Annotated in this window: 10 protein-coding genes; 6 read left to right on the top strand and 4 right to left on the bottom strand. The window is 66.6% G+C overall.

What is annotated here, in order from left to right:
- The first annotated feature begins 129 nt into the window (after nt 1-129).
- Both QX094_RS06115 and QX094_RS06110 read left to right on the top strand, forming a co-directional pair.
- Nucleotides 130-1,134 carry an SPFH domain-containing protein gene (locus QX094_RS06115; RefSeq protein WP_315716547.1) on the top strand — a complete coding sequence of 335 codons (1,005 nt, stop codon included), beginning with the start codon at nt 130-132 and terminating at the stop codon, nt 1,132-1,134.
- Between the two features lie 17 nt (nt 1,135-1,151).
- Nucleotides 1,152-1,598 carry an NfeD family protein gene (locus QX094_RS06110; RefSeq protein WP_315716548.1) on the top strand — a complete coding sequence of 149 codons (447 nt, stop codon included), beginning with the start codon at nt 1,152-1,154 and terminating at the stop codon, nt 1,596-1,598.
- A 138-nt stretch (nt 1,599-1,736) separates the two neighbouring features.
- Here the strand turns inward: QX094_RS06110 and QX094_RS06105 are convergent, their stop codons facing one another.
- Entirely contained in the window at nt 1,737-3,455 is a 1,719-nt protein-coding gene (locus QX094_RS06105; protein ID WP_316186087.1) for an outer membrane beta-barrel protein, read from the bottom strand.
- Between the two features lie 170 nt (nt 3,456-3,625).
- Between QX094_RS06105 and QX094_RS06100 the strand changes: the two genes are divergently transcribed.
- The gene (locus tag QX094_RS06100; protein ID WP_315716550.1) at nt 3,626-4,627 is read left to right on the top strand and encodes a KpsF/GutQ family sugar-phosphate isomerase; all 1,002 of its coding nucleotides are present in this window, start codon (nt 3,626-3,628) and stop codon (nt 4,625-4,627) included.
- Between the two features lie 51 nt (nt 4,628-4,678).
- Here QX094_RS06100 and QX094_RS06095 read toward each other — a convergent pair whose 3' ends face one another.
- The gene (locus QX094_RS06095) at nt 4,679-5,221 is read right to left on the bottom strand and encodes a carboxymuconolactone decarboxylase family protein (RefSeq protein WP_316186088.1); all 543 of its coding nucleotides are present in this window, start codon (nt 5,219-5,221) and stop codon (nt 4,679-4,681) included.
- Between the two features lie 142 nt (nt 5,222-5,363).
- Between QX094_RS06095 and QX094_RS06090 the strand changes: the two genes are divergently transcribed.
- From QX094_RS06090 to QX094_RS06080, 3 genes are all read left to right on the top strand, one after another.
- Complete coding sequence (locus QX094_RS06090; protein WP_315716709.1) at nt 5,364-5,633, top strand: winged helix-turn-helix transcriptional regulator; 270 nt, start codon at nt 5,364-5,366, stop codon at nt 5,631-5,633.
- An 87-nt stretch (nt 5,634-5,720) separates the two neighbouring features.
- Nucleotides 5,721-6,536 carry an arylamine N-acetyltransferase gene (locus tag QX094_RS06085; protein ID WP_316186089.1) on the top strand — a complete coding sequence of 272 codons (816 nt, stop codon included), beginning with the start codon at nt 5,721-5,723 and terminating at the stop codon, nt 6,534-6,536.
- Nucleotides 6,537-6,551: 15 nt separating this feature from the next.
- The gene (locus tag QX094_RS06080; protein ID WP_316186090.1) at nt 6,552-7,367 is read left to right on the top strand and encodes an arylamine N-acetyltransferase; all 816 of its coding nucleotides are present in this window, start codon (nt 6,552-6,554) and stop codon (nt 7,365-7,367) included.
- Between the two features lie 557 nt (nt 7,368-7,924).
- Here QX094_RS06080 and QX094_RS06075 read toward each other — a convergent pair.
- Nucleotides 7,925-9,373: a glutamate synthase subunit beta gene (locus QX094_RS06075; protein WP_315716554.1), complete on the bottom strand. Its 1,449-nt coding sequence runs from the start codon at nt 9,371-9,373 to the stop codon at nt 7,925-7,927.
- Nucleotides 9,374-9,648: 275 nt separating this feature from the next.
- A complete protein-coding gene (gene gltB / locus QX094_RS06070; RefSeq protein WP_316186091.1) occupies nt 9,649-14,385 on the bottom strand; it encodes a glutamate synthase large subunit in 4,737 nt (1,578 codons plus the stop codon).
- Nucleotides 14,386-14,846 lie beyond the last annotated feature (461 nt).

The raw sequence follows: 14,846 nt of genomic DNA, 5'->3' as shown, positions 1-14,846 counted from the left end.
GGCCGCCCGTCGAAAATACTTTCCTGAACCGCGCCTAGCGGACCCCCGACCAAATCATGCAGTAATCCCTAGATTGTGATGGCTGCAGAGGCTGGTGAGGGGACGATCGTCTCCTCCCTTGGAGGATCCATGAGCGGTTTCGACATTTTCGCCATAGCGCTGGTGCTGCTGGTCATCTTCACGCTGTATTCCGGCGTGAAGACCGTGCCACAGGGGTTCGACTGGACCGTCGAACGGTTCGGCAAATACACCCGCACCTTGTCGCCGGGCCTCAACATCATCGTGCCCTTCTTCGATCGCATCGGGCGCAAGATCAACATGATGGAGCAGGTGATCGACATCCCCGAGCAGGAGGTCATCACCAAGGACAACGCCACCGTGACGGTCGACGGCGTCGCCTTCTACCAGGTGTTCGACGCCGCCAAGGCGAGCTACGAGGTGTCGAACCTCAACCAGGCGATCGTCACGCTGACCATGACCAACATCCGCTCGGTGATGGGCGCGATGGATCTCGACCAGGTGCTGTCGCATCGCGACGAGATCAACGAGCGGCTGCTGCGCGTCGTCGACGCCGCGGTGTCGCCATGGGGCCTCAAGGTCAACCGCATCGAGATCAAGGACATCGTGCCGCCAGCCGATCTGGTCGAGGCGATGGGCCGGCAGATGAAGGCCGAGCGCGTCAAGCGCGCCGACATCCTGCAGGCCGAGGGCCAGCGGCAGTCGGAGATCCTGCGCGCGGAAGGCGCCAAGCAGAGCCAGATCCTGCAGGCCGAGGGCCGCCGCGAATCGGCCTTTCTCGATGCCCAGGCGCGCGAGCGCGCCGCGGAGGCCGAGGCCAAGGCGACGCAGATGGTGTCGGACGCGATCTCCAAGGGCGACGTCGCCGCGCTCAACTACTTCATCGCCGACAAGTACATCAAGGCGTTCGGCCAGCTCGCCGACTCGCCGAACCAGAAGGTGATCATGCTGCCGCTGGAGGCGACGGGCATGCTGGCCTCGCTCGCCGGCATCGGCGAGATCGCCAAGGCGACGTTCGGCGAGAGCGCGGCTTCGGCCGTGGCAGCCGCGCGCCGCGGCGGCTCGGTGCCGTCAGCGGGGACGGCGCCGAAACCGCCGACGCCGCCGCAGGCTTGACGCAGGGGAGGACACTGATGAGCGACATGTTCGTGACGCTCGGCACCTGGAACTGGCTGATCTTCGGCATCATCCTGATGGCGCTGGAGCTGCTCGCGCCGGGCATCTTCCTGTTCTGGCTGGGCCTCGCGGCGCTGCTGGTCGGGCTGCTGTCGTTTGCGTTTGCGCCGGGATGGCAACTGCAGATCCTGCTGTTCGCGCTGTTCGCGCTCGCCGCCGTGCCGCTGTGGCGGCGCCTCGCGCGGGCGAGCGCGGCGCCGTCGCAGGACAATCCATTCCTCAACCGCCGCTCGGCGGCCCTGGTCGGTCGCGAGTTCACCCTGGAGAAGCCGATCGTCGGTGGCAACGGCACCGTGCGTATCGACGACACGGTGTGGCGCGTGGCGGGCCCGGACACGCCGGCCGGCAGCCGCGTCCGCATCGTGCAGGCGGACGGCGCGCAGCTCACGGTGGCCGCCGCGTAGTCCTGCGGGCGAGTTGACCGCTTTGAGCGACAGCCCCACCGCGTCATTGCGAGCGCAGCGAAGCAATCCAGAGTCGTTTCCAAAACCCTGGATTGCTTCGTCGCTGCGCTCCTCGCAATGACGGGGCGAGAGCTGGGTTCAATTCTGCAGCCTCACGCCGACCATCACCACCGTGCCGGAAGAACCGGCGCCGGTGATGTTCGAATCCAGCTTGTCGTAGCGCAGCGTGCCCTTGACCCAGACGTTCCGCGACATCTTGTAGACGAGGTTGCCTTCGGCCGAATAGGTGCGGTCGCTGCGGCCGTAGCCCTGATAGTCGAGCGTGCCGAAGCTGAACTTGCCGATGCCGGTCAGCCAGCGGCGGAAATCGTGGTCGACCTGCACCGTGTAGGTGCGCACCAGCACGCCGGAGGCGCCGGCCACCGTCGTTTCTGCGAGCTGGGTGTCGGAGAGAAACCGCGCGGTGGTCAGCGGCGTCGCCGACCACACCAGCGAGGCCGTGGTGAGGAAGCCCTGCAGCCGGTTGAGCCGCGGGTCGACATAGCTGCGCGTGGCATAGCCCATCGAGACCTCGCCGGTCAGGAGCCGGGTGAACTCGAACGAGGTGCCGGCCTTGGCATAGCCGCCCGAGGAGTCGCGCTGATAGCCCGAGCGATCGACCCGCTGGTCGTGCACGCGGCTGTCGCCCTGGATCTCGGCGAACGGCTTCAGGCCGGGCATGACCTCGTAGGACACCCGGCCGATGCCGCCGAACTGGTTGTAGTTGCGGTCGTCGTTCGACGTCATCGTGCCGTCGGTCAGCTTGCTCTGCTGATAGCTGGTGCGATCGGCGGTGGCGCCCGCCGAGACCTGCAGCCGGTTGAAGCGCTGGTCGATGCCGACGGTGGTGCCGAGCGTGGTGTAGACCGGATAGCGCGCCAATCCAGCTTGCACGCTGGGACTGCCGGGATTGTCGGTCGCGGCACGCAGCCGGAGCTGGGCGCCGACCGAGGTGTCGCGGCTGACGTCGAGGCGGCCGTCGACATGGCCGGTGAAGTCGGGGCGGTCGAGCGTGGTCGGCGCCGAATTGATGCCGCCATCCATGATAGCCGGCAGGGTGCTGCCATAGCCGGTGAAGGAGCCCCGCAGGTCGGCGACGAGGGCGTGACGCTCCCAGTTCGACACCGCCAGGAATTCCGGCGCGATCACCCAGGCCGGCATGCCGCGCGGCTTGGCGAGGCGGGCCGGGTTGCTGTCATAGCCGGCCGAGAGCTCCACCGCGCCCTTGATCAGGAACGGCCCGGCGTAGTCGCCGACCGCGCCGAACGGGTCGTCGTCGATTCTGAGGCGCTTGCGCGGCGGCTGGCCGGGCACGGTGCCGGCCATGGCAGGCGGGAGCGGCTGCCGGTTGGCGGAGGCCGAGGGCGGCAGGGTCGGGCGCAACTGGCCGGTGAGCTCGCCGGACGGCCGCGTGCCGGGGCCCGGCGCCGGCTTGGGCCGCGCCTGGGCGGGATAGTATCTCGGCTTCTTGCGGGTGCGATTCAGCGAATCATAGCCGACATCGGATGCGCCGCTGGCCGCGGGTACACCGGGCAGGGGGACCAGATTTCGTCGTGCGGCCGAGCTGGTCGGCGCAGGCGTCGCGGGCAGCCCTGGCGTCGGGACGGCATCGGTCAGGCCGCTGACCACGGTCCGCCGCAACGGGGAGTCCTGCGGAGCCAGGAAGCCGTCGCGCACCGGCCGGAACACGTCGATGGTCTGCGAGTGCGCCGCATCGGGGCCGAGCGCGCCGAGCAGCAGGCATGCGGCGGAGGCGCCGCGCCACACCGCGCGCCTTCGCGCGCGCCTCGCGCGGCCGCTGTCAGGCCTCCACCCCACGATGAAAATACTCCAACAAAATCAATTGCGTCGTCGGGACACCCGCGCCGCCCGGCAAACCGCGTCGTTAAGGGAGTAAAAACAAATATGGTTAATGGGCTGTTGATGGCGCCTTGCTGCCTTACCCATGCTAAAGAGCGGCGCCTGACTGTTCAGCCTTGGAAGTCCGCATGCCGAGATCGAAGCCGTTGCCCGACACCGCTCCCGCCAACGCAGATATCCAGTCGGCACTGCGCACGCTCGATGCCGGCAGCAACGGCATTGCCGCGATCTCCGCGGCGCTGTCGGGACCTCTGGGAGCGGCCTTCGCCGCCGCCGTCGAACTGATCCGCCAGGCGAAGGGCCGGGCGATCCTCACCGGTCTCGGCAAGTCCGGCCACGTCGCCCGCAAGATGGCCGCCACGCTCGCCTCGACCGGCACGCCCGCGTTCTTCGTGCATTCCGCCGAGGCCGGCCATGGCGATCTCGGCATGATCACCTCCGACGACGTCGTCATCGCGCTGTCGTGGTCCGGCGAGCAGCCGGAGATGAAGACGCTGGTCAACTATACCAAGCGCTTCGCCATCCCGCTGATCGCGGTCACCTCGAATGCGCAATCGTCGCTGGGGCAGGCGGCGCGCATCGTGCTGGAGCTGCCGAAGGCGCGCGAGGCCTGCCCCCACAATCTGGCGCCGACCACCTCGACCCTGATGCAGGCCGCGATCGGCGATGCGCTCGCGATCGCGCTGCTCGAAGGCCGCGGCTTCACCGCGCTGGAATTCGCCAATTTCCATCCGGGCGGCAAGCTCGGCGCCATGCTCAAGCACATCTCGGACCTGATGCGCTCGGGCGACGCGGTGCCGCTGAAGCCGCTCGGCACCGGCATGCCGGATGCGCTGGCCGAGATGTCGGCCAAGGGGCTCGGCTGCGTGGTCATCGTCGATGCTCGTGGTCACGTCGCCGGCATCATCACCGACGGCGACCTCCGCCGGAAGATGCGCGCCGATCTGTTGTCCGCATCGGTCGAGGAGATCATGACGGCGAACCCGCGCACCGTGCGCCGCGAGGCGCTGGCCTCCGAGGCGCTGGAGATCCTGAACTCCGCCAAGATCACGACGCTCATCGTGACGGATGGCTTGAAGCCAGTCGGCATCCTGCACATGCACGATCTGTTGCGGGCCGGGGTGGCCTAGCTCGAAGCGTCGTTTGCGGGCGCCCGGCTGCCGCGCGCTTGGGAAGACCGGTCAGCCTGCGTTGAATCGTGCCGCATCGGCCTCCAGCGGCAGCTGCAGTGCGTTCGCGACATACGACACGGTGCGATAGAAGCCGCACAGCAGGATGATTTCCAGCACCTGATCCTCATCATGATGCAGGCGGAGGCGGGCGAATTCGTCGTCGCTCAAGGTCGACCGTTGGTGCAAGGCATCGACCGCAGCGATCAGGGCCCGTTCGGGGGCCGACCAGCACGCCGCGTCGGCCGGTGCATTCACGGTGGCGTCGATCTGCTGCGCCGTCAGGCCGGCGTCTGAGCCGAAGATGCGGACGTGCACGCCCCATTCGTACTCGCACGCATTCAGCGCGCAGGTCCGATCGATGACGATCTCGCGCTGACGCAGGGACAGCGGGCCGCGGTCGAGCAGGCTGCCGCCGCGAAATTTGGTCCAGGCGCGCGCATGGCCGGCCATCACCCGGAACAGCATCAAGGGCGGCGCCCCGCGCATGATCTGGTCGAATTGCGCCTGGATGTCGGCCGGGTAGGGCGGCTGCAGCGGGGCGATCCGGGGCATGGCGGTTCCTCCTGTGCGGTGCTACATTTACTGTAGCGGTATGCTACGCTTTCCGTAGCGCTTGGCAAGCTGTTGGAGAGTTTTCGTGCCGAAAGACGTTCAACCGCGCCGGGTGCGCGGCTCGCGCTCGGGCCGGCCGGTCATGGCGCTGCTCGATCTGTTGGGCCGGCGCTGGTGCCTGCGCATCGTCTGGGAGCTGCGCGACGACGCCCTGACCTCCCGGGCGCTGCGCGCGGCCTGCGACGAGGCCTCGCCGACCGTGTTGCAGGCGCGGCTGGACGAGCTGCGCGAGGCGGGCTTCATCGTGCTGGGCGACAGCGGCTACGAGCTGACGCCATTGGGGCGCGAGCTGTTGGAGACCTTCCTGCCGCTGCATCGCTTTGCCGAGCGCTGGAGCCGGCAGACGGGATGAGCCGAGCTTGGGCACGTGCGCGGTCCCGTTCTGGCCGGGCACGGCGGCGTCGTGCTATGGGCTCGTCCGAGACAGGGAGCAGAGCCGATGCCGGGCGCATTCGATCTGGATAAATATCTCGTGCGCATCGGCTATCGCGGGCCGCTGGCGCCGACGCTCGAGACGCTGGCCGGATTGCAGGCCGCCCATGTCGATGCGATCGCCTTCGAAGGCATCGATCCGCTGCTCGGCCGGCCCGTGAACATCGATCTCGCCTCGGTCCAGGCCAAGATCGTCGACGGCCGCCGCGGCGGCTATTGCTTCGAGCAGAATGCGCTGCTGAAAGCGGCGCTGCAGGCGATCGGCTTTGCGGTGACGCCGCTCTCGGCGCGGGTGCGCTGGCGGCTCGATGCCGATGCGCCGCTGACGCCGCGCACGCACATGATGCTGAAGGTGGACCTGCCGGAGGGGCCTCATCTCGCCGATGTCGGTTTCGGCTCCTGCCTGCTCGATACGCCGCTGCAGATGGTTGCCGACATCGAGCAGCCGACCGCGATGGGTACGTTCCGTCTGACGCTGTCTGATGGGCTGTATTGGCTCGCGGCGAAGCAGCCGGCCGGCTGGCGCACGATGTATGTGTTTGATCTGGTGCCGCAGATTCATGCCGACTATGTGCTCGGCAACTGGTTCACCTCGACCAGCCCGTTGACGCCGTTCACCTCGATGCTGATCCTGGAGCGGTTGACGCGTGAGGCGCGCTACAAGCTGGTCAATCGCCGCCTGGTCATCGAAGCGCGCGATGGCGAGGTGAGGAGCGAACGGATCATCGAAACGCCCGAGACGCTGCGCAGCGTCATCGAGGAGGTGTTCGGGCTCACGCTGCCGGTGCCCGTCGATGTGATCTGGAAGCGCATCGAGAGCTGACGGGAAAGCGTTGCGATGGCCTGCGAGCTTCAGCTGGATTCCTATCTCGCCCGCATCGACTATCGCGGGCCGCTCGCGCCCGACCTGTCGACGCTCGCAGCGCTGCAGGCCGCGCATGTCGACGCGCTGCCGTTCGAGGCGCTCGATCCGCTGATGGGCCGTCCCGTCCATGTCGACCTGCCATCCGTGCAACAGAAGCTCGTGCTCGGCCGCCGCGGCGGCTACTGCTTCGAGCAGAACGTGCTGTTCCAGGCCGTGTTGGAAGCGGTCGGCTTCGAGGTCACCGGCCTGACGGGTCGCGTGCGCTGGCGCTCGGCGCCATCAGATCCGCTCGGGCCGCGCCAGCACATGATGCTGCTGGTCGAGGTCGATGGCCGCCCGTATCTCGTCGATGTCGGCTTCGGCATCTGCATGATGGATGCGCCCATTCGTCTCGAGCTCGGACCCGAGCAGCAGACGCCGATGGGAACGTTCCGCGTCGGCACGTGGGACGGGCTCTATACGGTCAGCGCGAAGCAGCCGACGGGCTGGCGCATGATGTATGCGTTCGACCTCGCGCCGCAGATCCATGCCGATTATGTGCTCGGCAGCTGGTACACCTCGACCAGCCCGAACGTGCCGGCCACGCATACGCTGATGATGGAGCGTGTCGAGCCCGGCATACGTCACAAGCTGGTCACCCGCCGCTATCAGCGGCAGGCGCGCGATGGCGAAGTCGTCGAGGAGCGTTTGATCGAGAGCGCTGCCGAACTCGGCCGCGTCATCGACGAGATCTTCCGGGTGACGCCGCCGGTGCCGGTCGAAGACATCTGGGCAAGGACCAAGGCCTGATCACTCTCCGATGACGCGAGTCAAAACGCGTATTCGCGTGATCAGCGCGGACATGATCACGCGCGAACTGCATTTGAATGGAATGCCGGCGCGGCCATTGTGCTTATCTTAAGAGTCGCAGCTTTAGGTTGCGGGAACCAAGGGGGCTCGCGGCGTCCTGCCGTCGAACAGTGGGGACCGTCCACATGGCTGACATCGTGATGCTCGCGGTGCGCGCAATCCTCGAAGGCACGCCCGCTGCCGAGCCGGGCCGCTGTCGCTGCACGCGGCCTCATCCCGCCTGACATCGGAGCCGCGCGAGGCGCGGCTCATCCGAGCTGGCCCGATGGCCAGAACGGGTGGGGGCTTCACGGTGACACGTCGACCCTGACGCTTCGACGCTCATCCGATCGATCATGGACCGTCGACCTGACCTGCCACTTCAGGCCGTGCGGAGATTCATGTCGAGGAAGCCCCCACCCCTTTTTTGTTTCACGTTCTGCTGACTGGATGCGATCTTGACCCAACAGTCGGTGCAAGCCCGTCCAGTTAGCGAAACAGGGTGTTCACGCCACGGCTCAGCGCGGCAGCTCGGTCTTGCCCATCAGGAACTTGTCGACGGCCTGGGCGCACAGGCGGCCCTCGCGGATCGCCCATACCACCAGGGACTGGCCGCGGCGCATGTCGCCGGCGGAGAAGACCTTCGGCAGCGAGGTCTGGTAGTCCGTCAGGTTGGCCTTGACGTTGCCGCGCGGGTCGAGATCGACGCCGAGGCTCTTGAGCAGGCCCTCATGCACCGGATGGACGAAGCCCATCGCCAGCAGCACCAGATCGGCCGCGAGCACGAACTCGGTGCCGGGAATCGGCTTGAACTGCGCGTCGACGCGGACGCAATGCAGCTTCTTGACCGCGCCGTTCTCGCCTTCGAACTTCTGGGTCAGCACCGCGAACTCGCGCGCCGCGCCTTCGGCCTGGCTCGACGACGTCCGCATCTTCAGCGGCCAGTTCGGCCAGGTCAGCGCCTTGTTCTCACGCTCCGGCGGCGCCGGCATGATCTCGAGCTGGGTCACCGACAGCGCGCCCTGGCGCAGCGAGGTGCCGATGCAGTCGCTGCCGGTGTCGCCGCCGCCGATCACGACGACATGCTTGCCGCCGGCCAGGATGTCGGTCGCGTTCACGGGCTCGTTGCCGACTCGGCGGTTCTGCTGCGGCAGGAAGTCCATCGCGTAATGGATACCGGTGAGATCGCGGCCGGGAATCGGCAGGTCGCGCGGGGCTTCCGCGCCGCCGGTCAGCGCCACCGCGTCGTAATCCTTCAGCAGCGACGTCGCATCGAGGCCGTCCTTGCCGCCGACATTGACGCCATAGTGGAAGGTAACGCCTTCGCCTTCCATCTGGGTGATGCGGCGGTCGATGATGCCCTTCTCCATCTTGAAGTCGGGAATGCCATAGCGCAGCAGGCCGCCGGCCTTGGCGTGCTTCTCAAAGACATGGACGTCGTGACCGGCGCGCGCCAGTTGCTGGGCGCAGGCCATGCCGGCGGGGCCGGCGCCGACGACCGCAATCTTCTTGCCGGTTTTCACAGCGGCCGGCTCCGGCTTCAGCCAGCCGTTCTCCCAGGCCTTGTCGACGATGGCGCATTCGATCGTCTTGATGGTCACCGGATTGTCGTCGATGTTCAGCGTGCACGACGCCTCGCACGGGGCCGGGCAGATGCGGCCCGTGAACTCGGGGAAGTTGTTGGTCGAGTGCAGATTTCGCGACGCCTCTTCCCAATTGCCGTTGTAGACGAGGTCGTTCCAGTCCGGGATCTGGTTGTTGACTGGACAGCCGGTGGTGCCCGGCGCGGCCGAGCCGGTGCCGTGGCAATAGGGAATGCCGCAATTCATGCAGCGCGCCGCCTGGTCGCGCAGCTCCTTCTCGGAGAGCGGTACCACGAACTCGTTGAAGTTCTTCAGACGCTCGGCAACCGGCGCGTACTTGCGATCGTGCCGCTCGATTTCGAGAAAACCTGTGACCTTGCCCATGACCTACGACGTCCCTTGTCATCGTTTCCGTCATTCCGGGACGGCGCGTTAGCGCCGGACCCGGAATCTCGAAGTTGTGGGGCGAGATTCCGGGTTCGCGCTTCGCGCGCCCCGGAATGACGCCGTCTCTCATTCGCTCCGTCATTGCGAGGAGTGTCAGCGACGAAGCAATCCAGACTTTCTCCTGGGCCCTGGATTGCTTCCGCCTACGCCCCAAGGGGCTTCGGCGGACAAGTCGCTGCGCTCGCAATGACGCCTTGGTTGTGGCCTGCGCCTCAGGCCCCGATCGCGATCTTGGGCTCGGCGTCGGCGTTGGCGGCGAGCTCCTTCAGGGCACGGCGGTATTCGACCGGCATCACCTTGCGGAACTTCGGCGCGAAGTCCTTCCAGTTCGCCAGGATGTCGGCGGCGCGCTTGGAGCCGGTCGCCTTGGCGTGGCGCGAGATCAGCACGTGCAGCCGCTCGACGTCGGACGCCAGCAGGTTCTTGAACACGTCGACCCGGCCATGCGCCTCGAGGTCGCCCATCTGGTGATAGGTGTCCTCTGCGATCATCTCCTCGGACAGCACCGGTTCGAGCTCGACCATCGCCATGTTGCAGTGCTTGTCGAAGTCGCCGGCCTCGTCGAGTACATAGGCGACGCCGCCCGACATGCCGGCCGCGAAGTTGCGCCCGGTCTTGCCGAGCACGACGACGATGCCGCCGGTCATGTATTCGCAGCAATGATCTCCCGCGCCCTCGACCACGGCGACCGCGCCCGAGTTACGCACCGCGAAGCGCTCGCCGGCGATGCCGCGGAAGAAGCACTCGCCGGAGATCGCGCCGTACATCACGGTGTTGCCGACGATGATCGATTCCTCCGGCACGATGCCGGAGTTGCGTGGCGGCTTGACGATGATGCGGCCGCCCGACAGGCCTTTGCCGACGTAGTCGTTGCCTTCGCCTTCGAGCTCGAAGGTGACGCCGTTGGCGAGCCAGGCACCGAAGGCCTGACCGGCGGTGCCCTTCAGGCTGACATGGATGGTGTCCTGCGGCAGGCCGGCATGGCCGTAGATCTTGGCCACCGCGCCGGACAGCATCGCGCCCGCCGAACGGTCGGTGTTGTTGATCTCGGCCTCGATCTTGACAGGCGCGCCGCGGTCGAGCGCGGGCTTGGCCTGCTCGATCAGCTTGCGGTCGAGCACGGCCTCGAGGTGATGGTCCTGCGCCTCGGCGTGATGGATCTTCTGGCCCGGCGCCTCCTTCTGCTTGACGAACAGCTTGGAGAAGTCGAGGCCCTTGGCTTTCCAATGCGCCACCAGGCGGGACTGGTCGAGCATCTGGGTCTGGCCGACCATCTCGTTGAACGAACGGTAGCCGAGGCTCGCCATGATCTCGCGGACTTCCTCGGCGACGAAGAAGAAGAAGTTGATCACGTGCTCGGGCTGGCCGGTGAAGCGCTTGCGCAGCACCGGGTCCTGGGTGGCGACGCCGACCGGACAGGTGTTGAGATGGCACTTGCGCATCATGATGCAGCCGGCGGCGATCAAGGGGGCGGTGGCGAAGCCGAATTCGTCGGCGCCGAGCAGGGCGCCGATGACGACGTCACGTCCGGTGCGGAAGCCGCCATCGACCTGGACCACGATGCGGCTGCGCAGCCGCTCGCGCACCAAAGTCTGGTGCGTTTCGGCAAGGCCGATCTCCCACGGCGAGCCCGCATGCTTGATCGAGGTGAGGGGAGAGGCACCGGTGCCGCCCTCGAAGCCCGCGATCGTCACATGGTCGGCGCGCGCCTTGGCAACGCCGGCGGCAACCGTGCCGACGCCGACCTCGGAGACGAGCTTCACCGAGACCTGGCCGTCGGGATTGACGTTCTTCAGGTCGTAGATCAGCTGCGCGAGATCCTCGATCGAGTAGATGTCGTGATGCGGCGGCGGCGAGATCAGGCCGACACCCGGCGTCGAGTGGCGCACCTTGGCGATGGTGGCGTCGACCTTGTGGCCGGGCAGCTGGCCGCCTTCGCCGGGCTTGGCACCCTGCGCCATCTTGATCTGCATCATGTCGGAGTTGACGAGATATTCCGTCGTCACGCCGAACCGGCCCGAGGCGACCTGCTTGATCGCCGAGCGCATGGAATCGCCGTTGGGCAGCGGCTTGAAGCGGTCGGCTTCCTCGCCGCCCTCGCCGGTGTTCGACTTGCCGCCGATCCGGTTCATGGCGATCGCGAGCGTGGTGTGCGCCTCGCGCGAGATCGAGCCGAACGACATCGCACCCGTGGCGAAGCGCTTGACGATCTCCTTCGCCGGCTCGACCTCGTCGAGCGGGACCGGCTTGCGCTTGTCGTCCTCGGCCGACTTGATCCGGAACAGACCGCGCAGGGTCAGAAGCCGCTCGGACTGCTCGTTGAGCAGCCTGGCGAACGCCTGGTAGCGCTCCCTGGAATTGCCGCGCACCGCGTGCTGGAGCGTCGCGACCGATTCCGCGGTCCACGCATGGTCCTCGCCGCGGGTGCGGAAGGCATATTCGCCGCCGACGTCGAGCGCGGTCTTGTAGACCAGCGCGTCGCCGAACGCGTCGCGGTGGCGGCGCGTCGTCTCCTCGGCGATCTCGGCGAGGCCGACGCCTTCGATGCGGGTGTGGGTGCCGTAGAAGAACTTCTGCACGAACTCGGCCTTCAGGCCGACCGCATCGAATATCTGCGCGCCGCAATAGGATTGGTAGGTCGAGATGCCCATCTTGGACATGACCTTGAGCAGGCCCTTGCCGATCGACTTGATGTAGCGCTTGACGACCTCGTAGTCGCTCAGCGCGCCCGGCAGCTTGTCCTTGAGCGCGATGATGGTCTCGAAGGCGAGATAAGGATTGATCGCTTCTGCGCCGTAGCCGGCCAGGCAGGCGAAGTGATGCACCTCGCGCGGCTCGCCCGACTCCACCACGAGACCGACCGACGTGCGCAGGCCGGTGCGGATCAGGTGATGATGCACGGCGGCGCAGGCGAGCAGCGACGGGATCGGAATCCGGTCGGCCGAGACCATGCGGTCGGACAGGATGATGATGTTGACGCCCTCGCGCACCGCGGCTTCGGCGCGGCCGCAGAGATCGTCGAGCACCTGCTCGAAGCCGGCCGCGCCCAGGCTCGCATCGAAGGTGGTGTCGAGCGTGCGCGAGACGAAGTGGCTGTCGGACACTTGCGAGATCGAGCGGATCTTCTCGAGGTCCGCATCGGTCAGGATCGGCTGATGCACCTCGAGCCGCTTGGTCGAAGCGACGCCTTCAAGGTCGAACAGGTTCGGCCGCGGACCGATGATCGAGACCAGGCTCATCACCAGCTCCTCGCGGATCGGGTCGATCGGCGGGTTGGTGACCTGGGCGAAGTTCTGCTTGAAGTAGGTGAAAAGCAGCTTCGGCTTGTCCGACAGCGCCGAGATCGGCGTGTCGTTGCCCATCGAGCCCGTGGCCTCCTCGCCGGTCGCCGCCATCGGCGTCATCAGGATCGCGATGTCTTCCTGGCTGTAGCCGAACGCCTGCTGCCGGTCCAAGAGCGGCAGGTTGGTGCGCGCGCCCGTGGTCGGCGCATCCGGCAGCTTCTCGACCTGGATCTGTGTGCGCGCGAGCCACTCGGTGTAGGGATGGCTGGCGGCGAGCTGCGCCTTGATCTCGTCGTCCGGGATCAGGCGACCCTCCTCGAGATCGACGAGCAGCATCTTGCCCGGTTGCAGCCGCCACTTGGTGACGATCTGCTCCTCCGGAATCTTCAAGACGCCCATTTCGGACGCCATCACGATGCGGTCGTCCTTGGTGACGAGGTAGCGCGCCGGCCGCAGGCCGTTGCGGTCGAGCGTGGCGCCGATCTGGCGGCCGTCGGTGAAGGCGATCGCGGCCGGGCCGTCCCACGGCTCCATCAGCGCGGCGTGATATTCGTAGAACGAGCGGCGCTCCTCGCTCATCAACGGATTGCCGGCCCAGGCTTCCGGGATCATCATCATGACCGCGTGCGGCAGCGAGTAGCCGCCCTGCACCAGGAACTCCAGCGCGTTGTCGAAGCAGGCGGTGTCGGACTGGCCTTCATAGGAGATCGGCCAGAGCCGGCTGATGTCCTTGCCGAACAGCTCCGAAGACACCGACGCCTGCCGCGCCGCCATCCAGTTGACGTTGCCGCGCAGCGTGTTGATCTCGCCATTATGCGCGATCATCCGGTACGGGTGAGCCAGCGACCAGGTCGGGAAGGTGTTGGTCGAGAAGCGCTGATGCACCAGCGCCAGCGCGCTCTCGAAGTCCGGCTCGTGCAGGTCGGCGTAGTACTTGCCGAGCTGGTCGGCCAGGAACATGCCCTTGTAGATCACGGTCCGGCACGACATCGAGCAGGGGTAATAGCCCGACATGCCGCGGTCACGGCGCTGATAGATCGCCTGCGAGATCGACTTGCGGAGGATGTAGAGCTTGCGCTCGAACTCGTCCTCGGTCTTGGCGGCGCCGTTGCGGCCGATGAACACCTGCATGCTGCGCGGCTCGGTCGGCTTGACGGTCACCCCCAGCGAGGAGTTGTCGGTCGGCACGTCGCGCCAGCCGAGCAGCACCAGGCCTTCGTCCTCGATCTGGTCGGCGATGATGCTCTTGATGACGTTCCGCCACGCTTCGTCGCGCGGCATGAACAGCGCGCCGATGGCGTATTCGCCCGGAGCCGGCAGCGTGAAGCCGAGCTCCTTCGCCTTGCGCGAGAAGAAGGCGTGCGGGATCTGCACCAGGATGCCGGCGCCGTCGCCGAAGCGCGGGTCGGCGCCGACGGCGCCGCGGTGCTCCAGATTGCAGAGGATGCTGAGCGCGTCCGCGACGATCTGATGCGACTTCTGGCCCTTGATGTTGGCGATGAAGCCGACGCCGCAGGAATCCTTCTCCTGGCTCGGGTCGTACAGACCTTCGGCTTCAGGACGCCACGTATGCAGCTCGCGGGTGATTTCGGCCGGTTTCTCATGCGAATCCACAGCCAGCACCGCGCCGCCCAAAATTCCGTGCTCGACCTTCGATCCGCTCATATCCGTCCCCATAAATTATTGGTCAGGGCCTTCACCACAGTCCGGTACAGTCCGTCCGGCGCACCCCGGGCGCTGCGCGGGCCCCTCTCCGGAGCCAACGCTCGTCCTTCTCAGCGAGCCGCATTTGCAGAATTCAGGCCAGTGTCCGGGGGACCATGTCCCCGCTGGACGACCGCGGCCTGTTCATGTCGCAGCGCCCTCAGGCGCCGTAACATCATTGCAAAGTCTCGGTCACCTTTGCAACGAAATTTTAGACAGCATTTCTGTCCTAAACCGCAAGATGCCAAACTTTAACCTATCACACAAGCACTGCGGAGTCCTGAGGTCCGGGCGCCGCACACGCTCATTCCCCGGCAAATCTTCCGCTTCTGCCACTGACCGATCGATCCGGCCGGGCCGGCGATCACGCGCCGCGCTCGATTTTGAAACCTAACGCCCCGATCCCGCCCTCTCGCCGACCC

It is taken from the genome of Bradyrhizobium sp. SZCCHNS1050 (assembly GCF_032484785.1).
Lineage (GTDB): Bacteria > Pseudomonadota > Alphaproteobacteria > Rhizobiales > Xanthobacteraceae > Bradyrhizobium.
The sequence above is the reverse complement of the archived record's forward strand: the minus strand, read 5'-3'. Positions and strand labels throughout refer to the sequence as shown.